The 16,658-nt window shown below is 48.0% G+C and carries 16 protein-coding genes; 2 read left to right on the forward strand and 14 right to left on the reverse strand.

The window, feature by feature from the left end:
- Nucleotides 1-254 precede the first annotated feature (254 nt).
- The 9 genes from ABH897_RS19885 to alaS form a co-directional block, all read right to left on the reverse strand.
- Entirely contained in the window at nt 255-2,504 is a 2,250-nt protein-coding gene (locus tag ABH897_RS19885; RefSeq protein ID WP_404521005.1) for a methyl-accepting chemotaxis protein, read from the reverse strand.
- A gap of 223 nt (nt 2,505-2,727) precedes the next feature.
- Nucleotides 2,728-4,059, reverse strand: a complete 1,332-nt coding sequence (locus ABH897_RS19890) for a peptidase U32 family protein (RefSeq protein WP_283652950.1) — start codon at nt 4,057-4,059, stop codon at nt 2,728-2,730.
- Nucleotides 4,060-4,091: 32 nt separating this feature from the next.
- Entirely contained in the window at nt 4,092-5,021 is a 930-nt protein-coding gene (locus ABH897_RS19895) for a peptidase U32 family protein (RefSeq protein WP_283652951.1), read from the reverse strand.
- A gap of 11 nt (nt 5,022-5,032) precedes the next feature.
- Nucleotides 5,033-6,061, reverse strand: a complete 1,029-nt coding sequence (mltG, locus tag ABH897_RS19900) for an endolytic transglycosylase MltG (RefSeq protein WP_404592614.1) — start codon at nt 6,059-6,061, stop codon at nt 5,033-5,035.
- A 95-nt stretch (nt 6,062-6,156) separates the two neighbouring features.
- Entirely contained in the window at nt 6,157-6,462 is a 306-nt protein-coding gene (locus ABH897_RS19905) for a DUF1292 domain-containing protein (protein ID WP_283652952.1), read from the reverse strand.
- Nucleotides 6,459-6,761 carry a DUF1292 domain-containing protein gene (locus ABH897_RS19910; protein ID WP_025682191.1) on the reverse strand — a complete coding sequence of 101 codons (303 nt, stop codon included), beginning with the start codon at nt 6,759-6,761 and terminating at the stop codon, nt 6,459-6,461. Before ABH897_RS19910 ends, ABH897_RS19905 begins: the two co-directional genes overlap by 4 nt.
- A 13-nt stretch (nt 6,762-6,774) precedes the next feature.
- Nucleotides 6,775-7,191: a Holliday junction resolvase RuvX gene (ruvX, locus tag ABH897_RS19915; protein ID WP_014282932.1), complete on the reverse strand. Its 417-nt coding sequence runs from the start codon at nt 7,189-7,191 to the stop codon at nt 6,775-6,777.
- A 9-nt stretch (nt 7,192-7,200) separates the two neighbouring features.
- Nucleotides 7,201-7,461 carry an IreB family regulatory phosphoprotein gene (locus ABH897_RS19920; protein ID WP_007431624.1) on the reverse strand — a complete coding sequence of 87 codons (261 nt, stop codon included), beginning with the start codon at nt 7,459-7,461 and terminating at the stop codon, nt 7,201-7,203.
- Nucleotides 7,462-7,597: 136 nt separating this feature from the next.
- On the reverse strand, nt 7,598-10,231 hold the full coding sequence (alaS, locus tag ABH897_RS19925; protein WP_283652953.1) for an alanine--tRNA ligase: 2,634 nt from the start codon (nt 10,229-10,231) through the stop codon (nt 7,598-7,600).
- 34 nt (nt 10,232-10,265) lie between these two features.
- On the opposite strand from alaS, the gene ABH897_RS19930 reads away from it, so the two are divergent.
- Entirely contained in the window at nt 10,266-10,502 is a 237-nt protein-coding gene (locus ABH897_RS19930) for a hypothetical protein (RefSeq protein WP_354453357.1), read from the forward strand.
- 71 nt (nt 10,503-10,573) lie between these two features.
- Here ABH897_RS19930 and ABH897_RS19935 read toward each other — a convergent pair whose 3' ends face one another.
- Nucleotides 10,574-11,641, reverse strand: coding sequence for an AI-2E family transporter (locus ABH897_RS19935; RefSeq protein WP_044648689.1), 1,068 nt, complete (start codon nt 11,639-11,641; stop codon nt 10,574-10,576).
- Between the two features lie 209 nt (nt 11,642-11,850).
- Here ABH897_RS19935 and ABH897_RS19940 point away from each other — a divergent pair, with 209 nt between their 5' ends.
- Nucleotides 11,851-13,824, forward strand: coding sequence for a methyl-accepting chemotaxis protein (locus tag ABH897_RS19940; RefSeq protein ID WP_283652954.1), 1,974 nt, complete (start codon nt 11,851-11,853; stop codon nt 13,822-13,824).
- A 215-nt stretch (nt 13,825-14,039) separates the two neighbouring features.
- On the opposite strand, the gene ABH897_RS19945 is transcribed toward ABH897_RS19940, so the two are convergent.
- The 4 genes from ABH897_RS19945 to cymR all read right to left on the reverse strand — a co-directional run bounded on the left by ABH897_RS19945 (nt 14,040) and on the right by cymR (nt 16,500).
- A complete protein-coding gene (locus ABH897_RS19945) occupies nt 14,040-14,252 on the reverse strand; it encodes a hypothetical protein (protein ID WP_013311529.1) in 213 nt (70 codons plus the stop codon).
- 10 nt (nt 14,253-14,262) lie between these two features.
- Nucleotides 14,263-14,784, reverse strand: coding sequence for a PRC-barrel domain-containing protein (locus ABH897_RS19950; protein WP_283652955.1), 522 nt, complete (start codon nt 14,782-14,784; stop codon nt 14,263-14,265).
- Between the two features lie 133 nt (nt 14,785-14,917).
- On the reverse strand, nt 14,918-16,069 hold the full coding sequence (locus ABH897_RS19955; RefSeq protein ID WP_283652956.1) for a cysteine desulfurase family protein: 1,152 nt from the start codon (nt 16,067-16,069) through the stop codon (nt 14,918-14,920).
- An 11-nt stretch (nt 16,070-16,080) separates the two neighbouring features.
- A complete protein-coding gene (gene cymR, locus ABH897_RS19960) occupies nt 16,081-16,500 on the reverse strand; it encodes a cysteine metabolism transcriptional regulator CymR (RefSeq protein WP_014282941.1) in 420 nt (139 codons plus the stop codon).
- Nucleotides 16,501-16,658 lie beyond the last annotated feature (158 nt).

Raw genomic sequence — 16,658 nt, forward strand, 5'->3', positions numbered from 1 at the left:
CAATGTTATAAGAGAAATGTTTTCAAGATGATCACTAGCAAAATAAACAGTGTCAGGATAGCAGCTATTGATGTCCACACTCCTCCGAAGCCTCTTTCCATTTCCCCCACAAGAACGCCTCCTTTGTTTTAGCGTACTGTATAGGCTATGCAAAGTATTGGCTAAGGAAAGGGCTTCTGGGTAAACAATAAATTCATATAACACAATAATCCTCAAACGTCAGCAAGCTCTACAATTTATGGATACGTATACCCTTACACTGTAAACCGTGAAAGCTGCTCCTTCAAATTGACCGATACCCCTTCCAGCTTATCAGACAATCCTACCAGCTGATTCCCGATATTCGCCTGCTCGGTGCTGAGAGAAGCGACTTCCTGCGAAGTGGCGGAGGACTGCTCGGCTACCGCACTCACATTGGTCATCGCCTCCGACAAGATCGCCTGCGATTCACTCAGCTCCTGAATGGATGAGGTAACCGTACCCAATCGAAGCGCAAATTCTCCCATTTGCTGCTGTACCGATTGGAAAATGTCCGTCGTCTCCTGTACCGCTCCCATCTGCTGTCGGAACAGTGGGTAAACCTCCGATAACGCCTGAACCGTCTCATTCATCTCGCCGACGATGTTATTAATAATTCCCGTCGCCGTGCGAATGGCTTGACGTGATTGTTCAGCCAGCTGCCGAACCTCATTGGCCACCACCATAAATCCGCGACCTGCTGTTCCGGCCCTTGCCGCTTCAATCGTTGCATTTAACGATAAAATATTCGTTTGCTTCGCAATATCTTGTAGCACGTCCAGCACCTTGAAGACATCGGAAGTCGTCTCCTTCAACTTGTCTACTTTGCTCACAAGCGCATGCGTCGTTTCTTCAGTGACCTGGGTCTTACTCAGGAGGTTTTTCAGCTGAACCGTTCCTTGTTCACTGGATTGCTCGACCTCGTGTGCAACCTTGCTCATTTCATGGTTGGAAGCTATAACCGTATCCATTTGCTGTGATATGTTTCCGGTCAGTCCGCTGCCACGTTCAGCCTCTGTCGCCAAGCTGGCGGAGCCGTGAGCAATCTCCTCCGTTGCTGCTGCAATTTCCTTGGCTGAGATGGCCGTTTTCTTTGAGGCATCACTCAGTTCCGTCGCTGTATCCAGCACCTCTTGGGCTGAAACGTTCGTCTGTTCTACCAGCAAAGTAATCTGCTCCATCATCGTATCAAAGCTTTCAGACAATTGCCCGATTTCATCCTTAGCGTTGTAGTTAGTACGAACCTGCAGATTGCCCTTGGCTCCTTCCAGCATCAGATCTTTTAAATGCGTTAAAGGGAGCGCCACAAGTCGCACCATCCACAAACCGATGAACAACGCAATCAGTGCCGCCACCGCAGCAAAAATCCAGGTCGCCGTTAAAATCCCTTCGGCATCTTTAACCAGCACAGATACAGGTACGACACCCAGGAGAATCCACTTGGAGGTGCCCAGTGTATTATGCACCGCCAGCACATTTTGCACTTTCCCATCTGCGGACTGCTCCAAAATTTGATTTCCTTCAACACCCTGGAGCTGTGAAACGTAATCCAACTTTTGTTTCCCTCCTGCCAGAGCATCAATGTTGGAGCCTATAAAAACGCCATCCTGTGTAATAAGGCTAATCATACTGCCCGCACCCAAATCAATACTCTTCAACTGATCATCCACGGCACTGGACTTCAAATCCATGACCAAGACGTAAGTCCCGCCCAAGCCCGACATGCTGTTCATGGAACGAGCCAGACGAAACGTCTTACTGCCGTTTTCATTTACCTGTGTAGGCAACCAGACAATCCCTTTATTTTTTAAAATATCCTTGAACCATGCTTCCTGTCGTACGTCCTTTTGTGTTCCTGTGCCCATAGCAGCCAGATCCGTCTGTTCAGGATACAGATAAAGCGAATCAATTTCCTTGTTTGTAAATGCAATATTCGTTAACTTCTTGTTTACTTCACCCATAGCGACAAATGAATCAAACGAATTTTTCTCCTGCTTTGCCGCCTTTTGTAGCTGATCACTTAATTCAGTATCGAAGAACACCTGTGTCGAGGTATCCTGAAAGCGTTCCAAAATGATATCCAGCTTCTCTGCGGTTTGTTGAACCGTTTGCTGGTAAGCCGTAGCCGCATTTTGCTCAATTGTATTTTTGGCTTTAAAGTATGAAATCATTCCCAGACTGATCACAAACAACATAATCGCTGTAAAAAAGATCAAAAACAGCTTCATGCCAACTGAACGGACCGGATTATAATTTTTAACCAAATGCATAAAATCCTTACTGTATTTTTCCGGCTTGAGTAAGCGCTTTAAATTGTATGCGCCTACACGAGTAGCCTTAGACAACCAGGGAGCGACCTTCGAATACCCCCCAACTGTTTTGTCTCCTTTAGCCGTTGTCGCCTTGCTGCCCTTCAACCCTTTAATTAGAGCCGTTTTCTTTGGCTGCTTCTTCGTTGTATTCCCCTCTTTTTTCCAAAAAGCCATTTCTCTCACCTACCACCCTATAATTAGTTTCCTGATCCACGTATCCGTTATGTATCTATTATCTATATCATATCTATCGGAACTATTCGACAAGGAATGTAGCTTTCCTTTCAACAACCACTAAATTTTGTGAAACTTTTTTCCTAGAAAAGTATTCAAAAAAAAGCCCCTCCAACCGATAGGAGAGGCTTTTGAATCTTTTTATCCGAGACTTAAGACTTAATTACTTCTTTTTACGCATCATGTCAAAATAAGATACAGGCTGATCTACCTTCATTTTGATCCGTTGAAGCGGGTGACGGGCAGCATCCAATTCGTTGCCTTCTTCATCCCAGATTGTTCCAACCGTTTGTTTAAAGAACGTTCCGTTCGGACCAAAAAATTCAATTTCATGTCCCGGTTTAAAATGGTTACGCTGTTGAATGGTAGCTATACCACTCGCCGCATCGTAGTCCATAACCAGTCCGGCAAAATCATAAGGCGCAGCCTTTTCTTCCGGCTCATAAATATGATCTTCGTGATCCGGTGTATCGTAGAAAAAGCCAGTGTTCAGCGGACGATTAGCCGCCTTGTTTATTTCATCAATCCATTCCGGTTTGAGCACATAATTTTCAGGATCAGCCATATACGAGTCAATCGCTTGACGATAAACATTTACAACCGTAGCCACATAGTGAATGGACTTCATACGTCCTTCTACTTTGAAGCTGTCCACACCGACATCAATCAGATCAGGGACATTATCAATCATGCACAGATCCTTAGAGCCCATAGAAAAGGCATTATCACTTTCCTCAAACAATGGAATCTGATTAACGCCAAGCTGGAACTGCTTCAGAACGTTGCTATCCTGCGCCTCTTCCTCTGATATCCACACCTCGTCTTGACGGGCATCCTCAAACAAATCGTATTTCCAGCGGCAGGACTGACAGCAGCCCCCACGATTGGAATCCCGGTCCGTAAAGTGATTAGACAGCACGCAGCGACCGGAAAATGAAGAGCACATCGCACCATGGACAAAGGCTTCGATTTCGATGTCTACATGCTTTTTAATTTCTTCAATTTCCTCCAAGCTGGTCTCACGGCCCAGTACCACACGCGGTAATCCTTCATTCTTCCAGAACTTTACCGCCTGCCAGTTCAGCGTCGATTGCTGGGTGCTCAAATGCACTTCCAGCTCCGGCACCGTACGCAATGCCACAGATACAATCGCTGGATCAGCGACAATTACAGCATGAATACCCGCCTTGTACAAATTACACAGGTATTCTTCAATTCCCGCAATATCCTCATTGTGCGCATAAATATTGGTAGCAACAATAACTTTGGCGCCATATTTTTTCGCAAACTCTACGCCTTCCCGCATTTCCTCAAAGCTGAAATTATCGGCATTGGAGCGCAGACCGTATTTTTGTCCACCAATGTACACGGCATCCGCGCCATAGTGAATAGCGAACTTCAGCTTTTCCAGATTTCCGGCAGGAGCCAGCAGCTCCGGCTTATCCAGACGATTCCGCTTGCCCGTATACTTTCTCGTTTTGGTCATCGTTCCCATGACGTTCCCCCCTCTGTGTACTCTTTTTCAAATTAATAAACCTGTTCTTTATAGAAAAATCCGAAGGACAGTTCCCGTTCAGGATCTTGAAGACGGCGAACCTCATCCAGCCAGCTTTCATCATAAGCATAAGCGTCCGGATCAGCTGTAAAAGTATCCATCGCTTTGCGATAAGCACGAACGACCGCCGCGTTATAAGCCGCAGGCTTCAACAAGCCCTCAATCTTAAAGCTATGCACGCCTGCTTCCATCAGAATATGCAGGTCCTCCATAATGCAAAAATCATCCGAACTCATAATATGCGTTCCGTTGATATCCTCATAAATCGGAAACTTCTCTTCCTGCCGCTCTGCTTCGATCAAAAACAAGCCGCGCTCTCTGCCCAGATCACCTTCCACCGTGCGTCCCTGATGCAGCATATAGCTTTGTACAAGCTTGCGCTTGGAATGATAAATATTAGTCATGCCATGCACCTGAACCTGCGCCTCCATGTTCAACTTTGGCACCATTTCCGTAATTTCGTCCATACTCAGCTCACGGGCCAAAATGACGCGCGAAGCCCCCTTCTCTCCCCAATAGTTGGCGGTTGCGAAGTTGGTGGAAATCATTTCACCGTTCCAGAACAACTTCAAATGAGGGGCATATTCCTTTACCGCCATTAATACGGCCGGATCATTAAACTCAATGGCATCTACACCGCATCCGGCAAGTGTCTGTACGTATTCGGAAAGGAACGGCAATAGCTCGTTCGTCATCAAGTTGGTCATGGATACATATACCTGGGCCGTATGCTTTCGAGCTTCTTCCACAACCTCACGGATTTGGTCCGGTGTAAAATGTCCCGGTAATCGCATCCCAAAGCGGTCATCTCCAATAAGCAATGCGCTCGCTCCAGCCTCCAGCATTTGACGGGCATCCTCCGGAGAACTGGCAGTTACCAATAGTTCGGGTTTGTAAGCCATAGGCTCACCTCCTAATTTGTCTTACGGTTGCTTACCTGAATATTATGCAAATGTTCTTTATATGTCTTGGCAAACAAATGTCTGTGCGTTCCGTCTTTTTTGGTCACATAAAATAAATAATCCGTAGCATCCGGCTGCAAAGCTGCCACCACTGATTTCAGGCTGGGGCTTGCAATCGGCCCCGGTGGAAGTCCCTGATGCAAATACGTATTATATGGGCTTTCTACAGCCAAATCCTTGTAGTACAGCCGTTCCTTTTGCTTGTCCAGCATATATTGAACGGTAGCGTCAATTTCCAGCTTCTTATCCTGCTTGAGCCGGTTATAAATAACGCCAGCAACGACAGGCCGTTCATTATCTACAACGACCTCGCGCTCCACCAGAGAAGCAACGGTCAGCAGTTGATGCCGCGTTTCCCCCCGCTGTTTCAGCTTGGCGTCCACATCAGGAACGGTCTCCAGACGTTTTTGCGTCTGTTCCAGCATCGCCTGTATAATATCTTTGGTCGTACTGCCCTTTTTCAGCTCATAGGTTTCCGGGAAAAGATAGCCTTCCAGCGCATAGCGAAGCCCCGCCTGCTTTGGAATGTCACGCACCAGTGCGACGTCAAAAGCGGACGGATCGTTGGCCAGCTGCAAAAATTGCTTCTGGTCCGCCAGTCCTTCCTTTTGCAGCTTATCAGCCATCTGTCTGATCGTAAATCCTTCCGGTATCGTAAAACGGATCATTTCCTCTTTCACAACGTCCCCTGCCGAGAGCTTGGCAATCAGCTGATCGAAGGTAGCACCGGGCTGAACCTCATATTTTCCGGCCTGAAATGCGCTTCCTTGCTGTTTGAATTTAAGGTAAGCCTTAAACACGAGCGCATTACGTATGAGTCCCTTTTGCTCCAGTGTATCAGCTATAGCGGACGTGCCCGTTCCCTTCACTACTGTAAATACAACCGGCTGCGTTTTCGCCTGAACAGGCTGCATGGCATTCCAAATATAGAGAGTTGCTCCGCCTGCTATGATCACAATCAACAGAAGCAACGTAACCAACGTCATCCTTCGCTTCACTTCCACCCAACTCCTTCACAGCCAAAAAGGGCGGACTGGTCCGCCCTTTCAGGTTTGATCTCCTCGTTATCCAGACCTTACAGCTCTTCCGGCAGCGTGCATTCATCATACAGCTCGGAAATATCTTCCCACTCATCGTCATCCTCAATCGTGGTGATGGAAATATCGCCTTCCGGGGATGGGCTCACATGATACAGCTCATGCTCGCCTTCAGCAGTTCCGGGCTTGCGCAATACGGCGTACCGTTGCTCTCCTACCTTGAACTCTGCTTCCAGTTCCATGCGTATTGCACGGCCCTGTTCATCCTGTAGCTCTACATCGCCGCCGAACGCTTCCTTCAAATCAGAGGTCCAGCTCAGGTCTTCACGTGAATAGTTCGTCATTTCCCGTCTTCCTCGTCCTCTTCTTCCACAAATGTATTAAAGGTCTCTTCAACGATTTCCCATTCGGCATCGTCTTGGATCACAAACAATTTAATATCATCGCCTTCTTCCTCGTAACGGAAGGCGTACACATCGGACTCGTCGGCTTCAGGGTCCACTGGCGCAACCATCATGTACTTCGCTTCGGAACCGTCTACCTCAAACTTCATAATGACCTCGAACTCTTCCTCGTTGCCCTCGTCATCGGCAATGTAAATAATTTCCGGCTCTTCTTCCATACCCACTTGATTTTCAGCCATTACGAAATCCCCCTCACCTTGTACTGTGTGCGTCCAAATAGTTTTGCAAGATCAGGCTTGCGGCCAGTTTGTCTACCACCTGCTTGCGTTTTTTTCGGCTGACGTCGGCCTCCAGGAGCGTGCGCTCTGCCGAACGCGTCGTCAGCCGTTCATCCCAAAGGTGAACGGGTAAACCCAGTAACTCCTTGAGTCGGTTTGCAAACTCAATGCAAATCTCACCGCGTGGACCCACGGTACCGTTCATGTTTTTCGGCAAGCCTACTACAACCTCGCCGACCTCATTGTCACGTACCAGATTTGCAATTTTACCGAACTCGCTGTCGTCACCGCGTCGTTCTATGACTTCCAATCCTTGGGCGGTCCAGCCGAAGGCATCACTTACGGCGACCCCGATTCGGCGGTCCCCGTAATCCAATCCCATTACTTTCATGCCTGTCTCCTAACGGTGCTTGGCCAGATAGAAACGAACCAGCTCTTCAATCAGTTCATCGCGTTCTTTTTTGCGTACCAGGCTTCTGGCATTATTATGCCGTGGCACATAAGCCGGATCACCTGACAACAAATACCCGACAATTTGATTGATCGGATTGTATTCTTTTTCCACCAAAGCATCATATACGGTCAACAAAATCTCCTGAGCAGAAGCTTCCTTCTCATCCGCCTTGACATTAAATTTGACCGTTTTGTCCATGGAATCCACTGTTGACACCTCGCTTCCACAAAACATGTGTACATGTTTATGCCAGCTTATTCTTATACATCATACCATAAGCAGAGCCCTTCAAGGAAATGTCTAAGTCCGGTTTTTTCCAAAATTCCGCAAAAATTATCGAACTTTATCCTTGAGTAGCCGCCACTACCAATTCACGGGCACGCACGAGCGCTTCGTCCAGCTTGCTGGCATCCTTGCCTCCGGCTTGCGCCATATCCGGACGTCCGCCGCCTCCGCCGCCGCATACTGCAGCAATTTCCTTCACAAGCTTGCCTGCATGAAGCCCAGCCTTGGTATGCTCTGCCGGTACAGCTACGACAAAATTGACTTTGTCATCCATTGCAGCCCCAAGTACCAGCACAGCAGCTGGAAGCTTGCCTTTCAGCTCATCAGCAATCGCACGCAGCGCATCCATACTGGAAGCCTGTACACGTGCAGCCAACAGCTGTACTCCGCCAGCTTGCACGACCTGATCGGTCAATTGGCCCGCTTCAATAACACTCAGCTTGCTTTGCAGCGATTCATTTTCACGACTGAGGTCCTTAATTTGCTGTTGCAAGGATTCGATGCGTTTTGGCACCTCGGACAGCTTGGATTTCACCAGACCTGCCGATACTTTTAGCAGTTCCAACTGGCCTTCCATATATTCAAAGCCAAAGCGTCCAGTCACCGCTTCAATCCGGCGAACACCCGATCCGATGCCGCTCTCGCTGACAAGCTTGAACAGTCCGATTTGTGAGGTGTTGCTCACATGACAGCCGCCGCACAGCTCAATGCTGTAATCGCCTACCTTGACGACACGTACGATATCTCCATATTTTTCACCGAACAGCGCCATCGCTCCGAGAGCCTTGGCTTCATCAATCGGTTTCAGTTCAATATTTACATCCAGCTGGCTCCAAATAGCGCGATTTACACGCAACTCAATATCCGCCAGTTCTTCCGGCGTTATGCTTCCAAAATGGGAGAAGTCAAAACGCAGACGCCCAGGCTCCACCAGTGAACCTGCCTGATTGACATGGTCGCCCAGCACTTCCTTAAGCGCTTTGTGAAGCAAATGCGTAGCCGTATGATTTTTTTCGATTTCACCACGGGATGCTTGTTCCACTTCCGCTTTCACCGTATCGCCAACGTTCAGCTCACCGGCTTCCACGACGACCTGATGTACATGCTGGCCTTGAGGCGCCTTGAACAGTCCTTCGACCTTCGCCGTTACCGTACCTCCGCGCAGCAAGCCATGGTCACTTACCTGTCCGCCGCTTTCAGCATAAAAAGGAGTCACGTCCAGCACAACCTGACAAGTCTGTCCTTCACTAACACTATCCACTAGCACATCTTCATATACAATAGCCACAATTTTGGATTCGGTTACGAGGTCATTATATCCAACAAAATCGCTTTTAACCGCCAAGTCAGACAGGGGTCCACCCTGAATCTTCATGCTGGCATTGTCCTGATGAGCGTCACGCGCACGTTGCCGTTGCTCCTGCATCGCTTCATCAAAACCCTCACGGTCTACTTTCAAACCCTGCTCATCCGCATAATCCTCTGTGAGGTCAAATGGGAAGCCGTACGTGTCATACAGTTTGAAGGCGTCTGCTCCACTGATGACATTGCGACCTTCCGCTTTCGCCTGAGCACTGATATCAGCCAAAATAGCCAATCCGTCTGTCAGTGTCTCGTGGAAGCGTTCCTCTTCTGTTTTGATCACCTTGATGATGAAATCACGCTTGTCCACCACCTCAGGGTAGTACACGCCCATGACATCCCCCACCGTTTCCACCAGTTCAAACATAAATGGACGGTTCATACCCAGCATTTTTCCGTAACGCACAGCACGGCGCAGCAAACGACGGATAACATAACCACGGCCTTCGTTGGAAGGCAGTACACCGTCACCAATCGCAAAAGCTACGGTGCGGACATGGTCAGCAATCACTTTGAGAGCCACATCGCTGTCCACATTTTCGTTATATTTGACTCCTGCCATAGCGGCTGTTTTCTGAATAATAGGTTGGAAAATATCCGTATCGAAGTTGGAATCCACATTTTGCAAAATGGATGCAAAACGCTCCAATCCCGCGCCTGTATCAATATTCTTGTTCGGAAGCGGCGTATAGCTACCATCCTTGTTATGGTTGAATTGTGAGAATACGAGGTTCCATACTTCCAGATAACGCTCGTTTTCCCCGCCCGGATACATTTCAGGGTCCGTCATGTCGCTGCCATAAGCTTCGCCGCGATCATAAAAAATTTCCGTACAAGGTCCGCAAGGGCCTTCGCCGATATCCCAGAAGTTATCTTCCAGTTTGATAATACGTTCAGCAGGAAGCCCTACCTTTTCGTTCCACAGCTTGTACGCCTCTTCATCCTCAGGATACACGGTTACAGCCAGACGCTCCGGGTCAAAGCCGATCCACTTCGGATCAGTCAGAAACTCCCACGCCCATACAATAACTTCTTCCTTAAAATAGTCGCCAATCGAAAAATTACCGAGCATTTCGAAAAAAGTGTGGTGCCGGCGCGTTTTGCCGACATTTTCAATGTCATTCGTGCGAATACATTTTTGCGAATTGGCGATACGCGGATTCTCAGGCTTCACACGTCCGTCAAAATAAGGCTTAAGCGGTGCCATCCCCGCATTAATCCACAGCAGGGAAGGATCTTTATGCGGAACAAGCGGTGCGCTTGGTTCAATCACATGTCCCTTGCTTTCAAAAAACTCCAGCCATTTGGAGCGGATTTCACTAGCTTTCATATAAGTAGCCTCCTAATTATGGTGTCACTTGTACTTGGCACAGGCCATAAAAAACAGAAAAACGCCCCTGAACGGATCAGGGACGATTGTATCGCGGTACCACCCTGGTTATCGTCGTCCCCTCTGTACGAAATGCTACATGCGCAAGCTGCGCACCCAACATCTGATTAACGGACGAGCGATCGCCTTGTTTTCACTGGTAACGGGAGCATCCCGGCGGGTTCAGCCCGCACTCCGAAATGAGCTTTCCCTACTGGATAAACACATTTAAACATACTCAATTCAGTATATCCGTGTCATTTAGCCGTGTCAACGCGATTTCAGACGGGGATATGAACGAAATCAGATCGTTTTGCGCTTCACGTAATAAGCAAAAAAATGCTGAAGCGCCACCTTCAAGACCGCCATCACCGGAACCGCTAAAATTAACCCGGTTATTCCCGCTATTTCCCCGCCCACCAGCAGTGCGAAAATGATGGCAATCGGATGCAAATGCAAGGTTCGTCCAACCACCTGGGGAGAAATGACGTTACTTTCCAACACTTGAATACAGGTGTTGACGACTACGACCAGCAATACCATTTTAAAAGAAACCGTAGAAGCCATTACGACCGCCGGAGCAGCCCCCAAAAACGGGCCTAAATACGGCACGATATTGAATACAGCCACCACTCCTGCCAGCAGCAGCGCATAAGGCATCCCAATCAGCATATATCCGATATAGGCCATCACCCCGATAATGACGCACACCAGCAGTTGTCCGCGCACATAGTTACCGAGCGCCTGATCAATTTCCTTGAGCACCGTTACAATAGCCTTGCGGCGGGATCGCGGGAGATAAGACACAATAGCCCGTTCAAACACATCGAAATCCTTTAAAATATAAAAAATGAGAAACGGCACAATGAACACATTGAACAACATATTGATCATCCCGCCGATGTTGTCCATAAAAGCAGCAATCCCTGTAGCCATCCGATTTTCGAGTTGAAAAAACCACTGATTCATACCTGAGCGTACCCCTTGGGGTAAAATACTTCCATCCATATTCGTCATTAATCCCTGTGCATGCATGGTCAGCTCAGGCAGATGCTCATTCAGTTCATCCAGTTGATCAATAAACATCGGAATCAGGTGCATCAGAATAACGACGAGGCTGCCCAAAAATACAGCATAAATGAGCAGGACGGCTACGCTTCGAGGTACCTTGCGTCCGCCCAGCATATTGACCACAGGATTAAGCACATAGGAAATAATCATCGCCACCGCAAATGGCGCAATAATTGTTTTTAGAAAATCATACAGATGCAAAAACAAAGGCCGAAGCAGCCAGATAAAATATAGAATGACAAGTCCCAGCAGTGTCCATATTCCGTATCGGAACAGCCTGCTTTTCGTTAATTGCTCCATATCGTGCCCCCTTACCGGACTAGCCTCTTCTAAGTATATGCCTGTACCTTTACTTTAATCCTTCCCATAACTGTAGAGGCGCCTTAAATAATGATTATGAAGAAAGAATGAAAACAATTGAAAATGATTAACAAAGTCATTCTATCTGACGATATAAGTACAAAGAACTATTTGAGCTTTCACATTTCTGAATCATCGGGGGTCGTTACATGAACTTAAAAATGAAGCTTATTCTCCTTTTCACCTGTATTGTTATCGTTGCAGCTGGGCCTTTGTCCGTCATTAGCATGACAAGCATTAAAAATCAGGCCAACCGTGACATCCAAGAGCTTATGAACAGTAAAGCCACCGAAACCGTCAATCAGCTCGACGGATGGACAAGCGGCAATGCCAAAATTATCGAGACATTAGCTGCAGGTCTGGAATCCGGCAATATTCCACCAGATGCCAAAATAGCTTCTCTAAAGGCGGCCTTTCAAAACTATAAGGATCAAAGTATCGCTAACATTTATGCAGGATTTGAGGATGGAACCTACTGGGATGGCTCCGGCTGGTCTGATGCGGGCTACGATCCTCGCACACGTCCGTGGTACAAGGATGCCAAAACCAAGGGGGAATTGTATTATTCCTCACCGTACATTGATGCAGGAAGCCAGGACTTCACCATTTCCATTGCAAAGCCTCTCAAGGACTCCAATGGCTCTATCACTGGGGTGATCAGTGAAGATATTATGTTAAACGACATGACAAAAATCATAAAAAACATAAACCTGAACGGATTAGGCTACGCATTTCTGATTGACCAGAATGGAGTTGTCGTCGCGCATCCGGACAGCAAGCTGGCTGGTAAAAATCTCAAGGATACGCCCGAGTTGGGTTCATCAACGGCCACTCTGCTCAGTGCCCCTTCGGGAAAATCCGACTACAACTACAATGGTAGTGATCGCCAGCTTTATTTTAAGAAAATGCCCAGCACAGGCTGGATTGTAGGCTTGTCTATCTCAAAAGATATTGCTTTTCAGGAGTACTACTCCACTCGTAACCAACTGTTGATTACTGTAGCTATTATTTTCGTTGTTGCCATGCTTTTGGCGGTCTGGGCGGCGAACAGCTTTATCAAGCCGATTCGGAGGCTTCAAGCGAACGTCAAGCGGATTGCTGAAGGGGATATGACAGCACGTGTGGATATTAAGGGCAAAGATGAAATTGCCAGCTTGGGTACGGATTTTAATATCATGTCGGATAATCTTTCTCACTTACTGCGCAAAGTGGCAGATACGGCTGGCGAGGTCAGCTCAGCTTCTCATGACATGCACCAGCACGCCAAGGATACCGGGACCATTGCATCACAAATCTCCAGTGCCGTTCAGGAGCTTGCCCAAGGAGCAAGTGATCAGGCCGAGGCTGTATATTCCGGCTCTGAAAAGCTATCGCATATGACGGGCTCCATCGACCAAATCGGCCAAAGTGTCAAGCGAACCCAAACCGCCGTGCTGGAAACAGACTCTGCCGTGCTGGCTGGGTACGAAACAGCGGAGCGTCAAGCGAAGCTTGCAGCCGAGTCCAGACAAACAACAACCGCTGTAGGTGAAGCTGTAGACTCGCTCACGTTGAAAACACAGGATATTGAACGGCTGGCTGGGGCCATTCATAATATCGCAGCCCAAACCAATCTGCTGGCGCTAAATGCTTCCATTGAAGCAGCCCGTGCCGGGGAACACGGACGCGGCTTTGCCGTCGTTGCCGGGGAAGTACGCAAGCTGGCTGAACAAGCAGGAAGCTCCAGTGACAGCATTATGCACAAGCTGGAGGAAATCAAGGTTGCGGGACTGCGGAGCGCAGAGGAAATGAAGAAGGCTCTCGCTGTAACAGTAGAACAGGAGCATGCGGCTACCGCTACGAGACAGGCGTTCGAGTCTATACGGGGAGCTTCTCAGCATATGCTTACCCAGATTGAGGACGTATCCGCTGCGGCTGACCATCTCCGTACAAACGCTGGACATATTTCCGATGTCATTTCCAGCGTGGTCGCCGTTTCTGAGCAAAGCGCAGCTTCCACCGAGGAAGTGGCTTCCTCCGTGCAGGAGCAAGGGCATTCCATGAACAATATTGCCCAGCTTTCCGCCAAACTTGACTCGCACGCAGACCTGCTGCTGGAAGAGGTTAAACGCTTTAAGCTGTAAAACACTTCTGCCCAAAAAAACAGATAAATAGCATGCTATACATCCAGACAGGAATCTACATGAAAAAGAGGGTGACCCCCAGGCTATTACAGCCATCGGGAGTCACCCTCTTCGTTATTCATCAAGCATGGTCCAAACTATGATCCGTTCATCTGCTGAACAGTATAGTCACATCTCATATAGATGGACAGCCTGTCCCCGCTTCAGTTTTAAACTTAGGAGGAAGCGTGGATCTGGGGCAGATCCTGTTGTGCCATTTCATCTCCAAAGAACAGGTCGTCCAGCGAACTGAGCGTTCCATCCTCTTCCACTTGGTAGACGGACATTTTTTCACCATTCACTTGAAGTTCGATGAAGCATCCCCAGCAATAAAATTGATGGGAGCCGATTTTGCCGATATCTTTGGAATTACAATTCGGACATCTCAATAAACTCACCCTATCCATTAACAGAATATATGGCTTTTTCCAAACGCTGCTCGCTTAACGGGGGCACCATAACGGCATTCTCCCCGATGGACATTTCTTCGGTGCAGGGCAGCCATTTCCGCCCTTCTATAATATCCGATACAAAACCATCGCTGATTTCCAAGCCTATTATGTTATTGCCCATTCCCTGGTCAAAATAAACATCCGAAATGTGTCCGAGCATAAGTCCTTCCTCTGTAAGCACGGATAAATCCTTCAATTTACCGGGTCCAAGCAAATACGTAAGTTGAATATCGTTGGCTTCCGTTTTACGGACAGCTTGCTGATTGCGAATCATAATCGCATCTTCGCCATAAGCAACGATGTCATCCCAAGCCACCATTTTCACTTGAGATGAAAAAAGGCCTTTGCCCTCCAACTCGATCCCTGTAATTTTCCAATCAGCCGTCACCATAAAATCTTGTATTTTACCGATCTGCTTCCCGTCCTCTACGTCGAAAACGGCAAGTCCGATCATATCCTGAAGCTTCATAATAGGGTACCTCCTCATTCTGCAATCCGAACGGAGGTGCGGTCCTTTCCTTCATGCGTGTCAGACCTTGGTTCCGTTCATGCCATGAAATGGAAAACCGCCCCTCCCTTCTTATTAAAGTGCGGAGAGATCCCTAGTACCTAGTACGTAGCCGCTTCCATATGGTTTCAATTTTCTTGGCCGTGTATTCCATTTCCTCCGTAGTATTACCCAAACCGAAGCTAAAGCGAATCGCTGAATTCAAAACATCTTCAGGAAGATCCATCGCCTGCAACACATGCGACAATTCCAAAGACCCGGAAGTACAAGCTGAACCGCTGGCCGCTGCAATTCCTTCCATATCCAGATTCATCAGCATGGTCTCCGTACCGATATCCGGGAAGCTTAGATTCAGAACATTCGGTAAAGAATGCTCAGGATCGCCGTTGATCACAAAAGCGTCTTTGCCCAAAGTGTCTTCCAGCGCTTTCAGCAGAGTTTGACGAAGAGTCATATCGTGCGCCCAGCGTTCCTCTATAGAGGTGTTGGCAAGAGTTGCTGCTTTAGCCAAACCTGCAATCCCGGCAACGTTTTCCGTACCAGCACGGCGTTTCTTCTCCTGAAGTCCCCCGTGCATCAAAGGTTGGATACGTGTACCCTGACGGATATACAAAGCTCCAACGCCTTGCGGGCCGTTAATCTTATGACCGGATACGCTAAACAAATCAACCGGAAGGCTCTGGCAGTCTATCTGTATATGACCGTAAGCTTGAACCGCATCTACATGGAATACAATGCCATGTTCTCCCGCAATCTGTCCCACTTCATGGATCGGCTGAATTACGCCTACCTCATTGTTGGCATACATCATGCTGATCAAAAAAGTATTCGGCCGGATCGCAGCCTCTATATCGGCTGGATTGACGCGCCCAAAGCTGTTGACTGGCACATAGGTCACTTCATATCCCGCTTTTTTGAGTTCAGCGCAAGCATGAAGCACCGCATGATGCTCAATGGTTGTCGTAATGATATGGCCGGAAGTGCGGCCATCTGCCGTAGCCGTCCCGAACAGGGCCAGATTATCGCTTTCTGTCCCTCCGCTTGTAAATATGATTTCTTCGGGCTTGCAGCCCAAAGAGGCCGCAACGGCATCCCGTGCAGCGCTGACGGTGCGCTTGGCATCCCGGCCAAAGGCATGAACGCTTGAAGCGTTACCGAATTGGCCGGTCATGATGTCCATCATAGTCTGCGCAACCTCAGGATGCATAGGAGTCGATGCGGCATGATCCAGATAAATTCTGTTCATGTCGATTCACCTCAAATGTAAAACATGTAGTTATCCAATTCATCATGTTCCTGGTATGTGATCAAGTCCTTGAGCGTAGTGGAATCCAGTACTTCTGCAATACTGTCACGAATCCGTAGCCATAGCTGACGCTTCGCCGGATCATCCTCTTCAGTGAAATCTACTGGAGAAATCGGACCCTCCAATACACGAATAATGTCTCCTGCCGTTACCCCTGCCGGTTCACCCGCCAGAATATAACCGCCGTAAGCACCACGGATACTTTTTACCAAACCTGCATTGCGCAAAGGCGCAATAAGCTGCTCCAGATAATGCTCGGAGAGCTGATTTTTCTCGGCTATACTTTTCAAAGACGTCGGGCCTTCGCCAAACCTGGCTGCAAGTTCCATCATAATCGTCAGGCCGTAGCGGCCTTTTGTTGATATTTTCAATTGTGCCACCTCACTTATAGTAACAATTCCGTTAAACACGCGGAATAACTGGTGTTATAAACCTCTCTATTCCGATCTTAACCCTCAGCTTATGTTAACATATTAGGGCAGGTAAAGGGAAATATTACGGTAACAATCTTAAAAAAAGTTGTTTTCGG

The organism is Paenibacillus sp. RC73 (assembly GCF_044908085.1).
Lineage (GTDB): Bacteria > Bacillota > Bacilli > Paenibacillales > Paenibacillaceae > Paenibacillus > Paenibacillus terrae_A.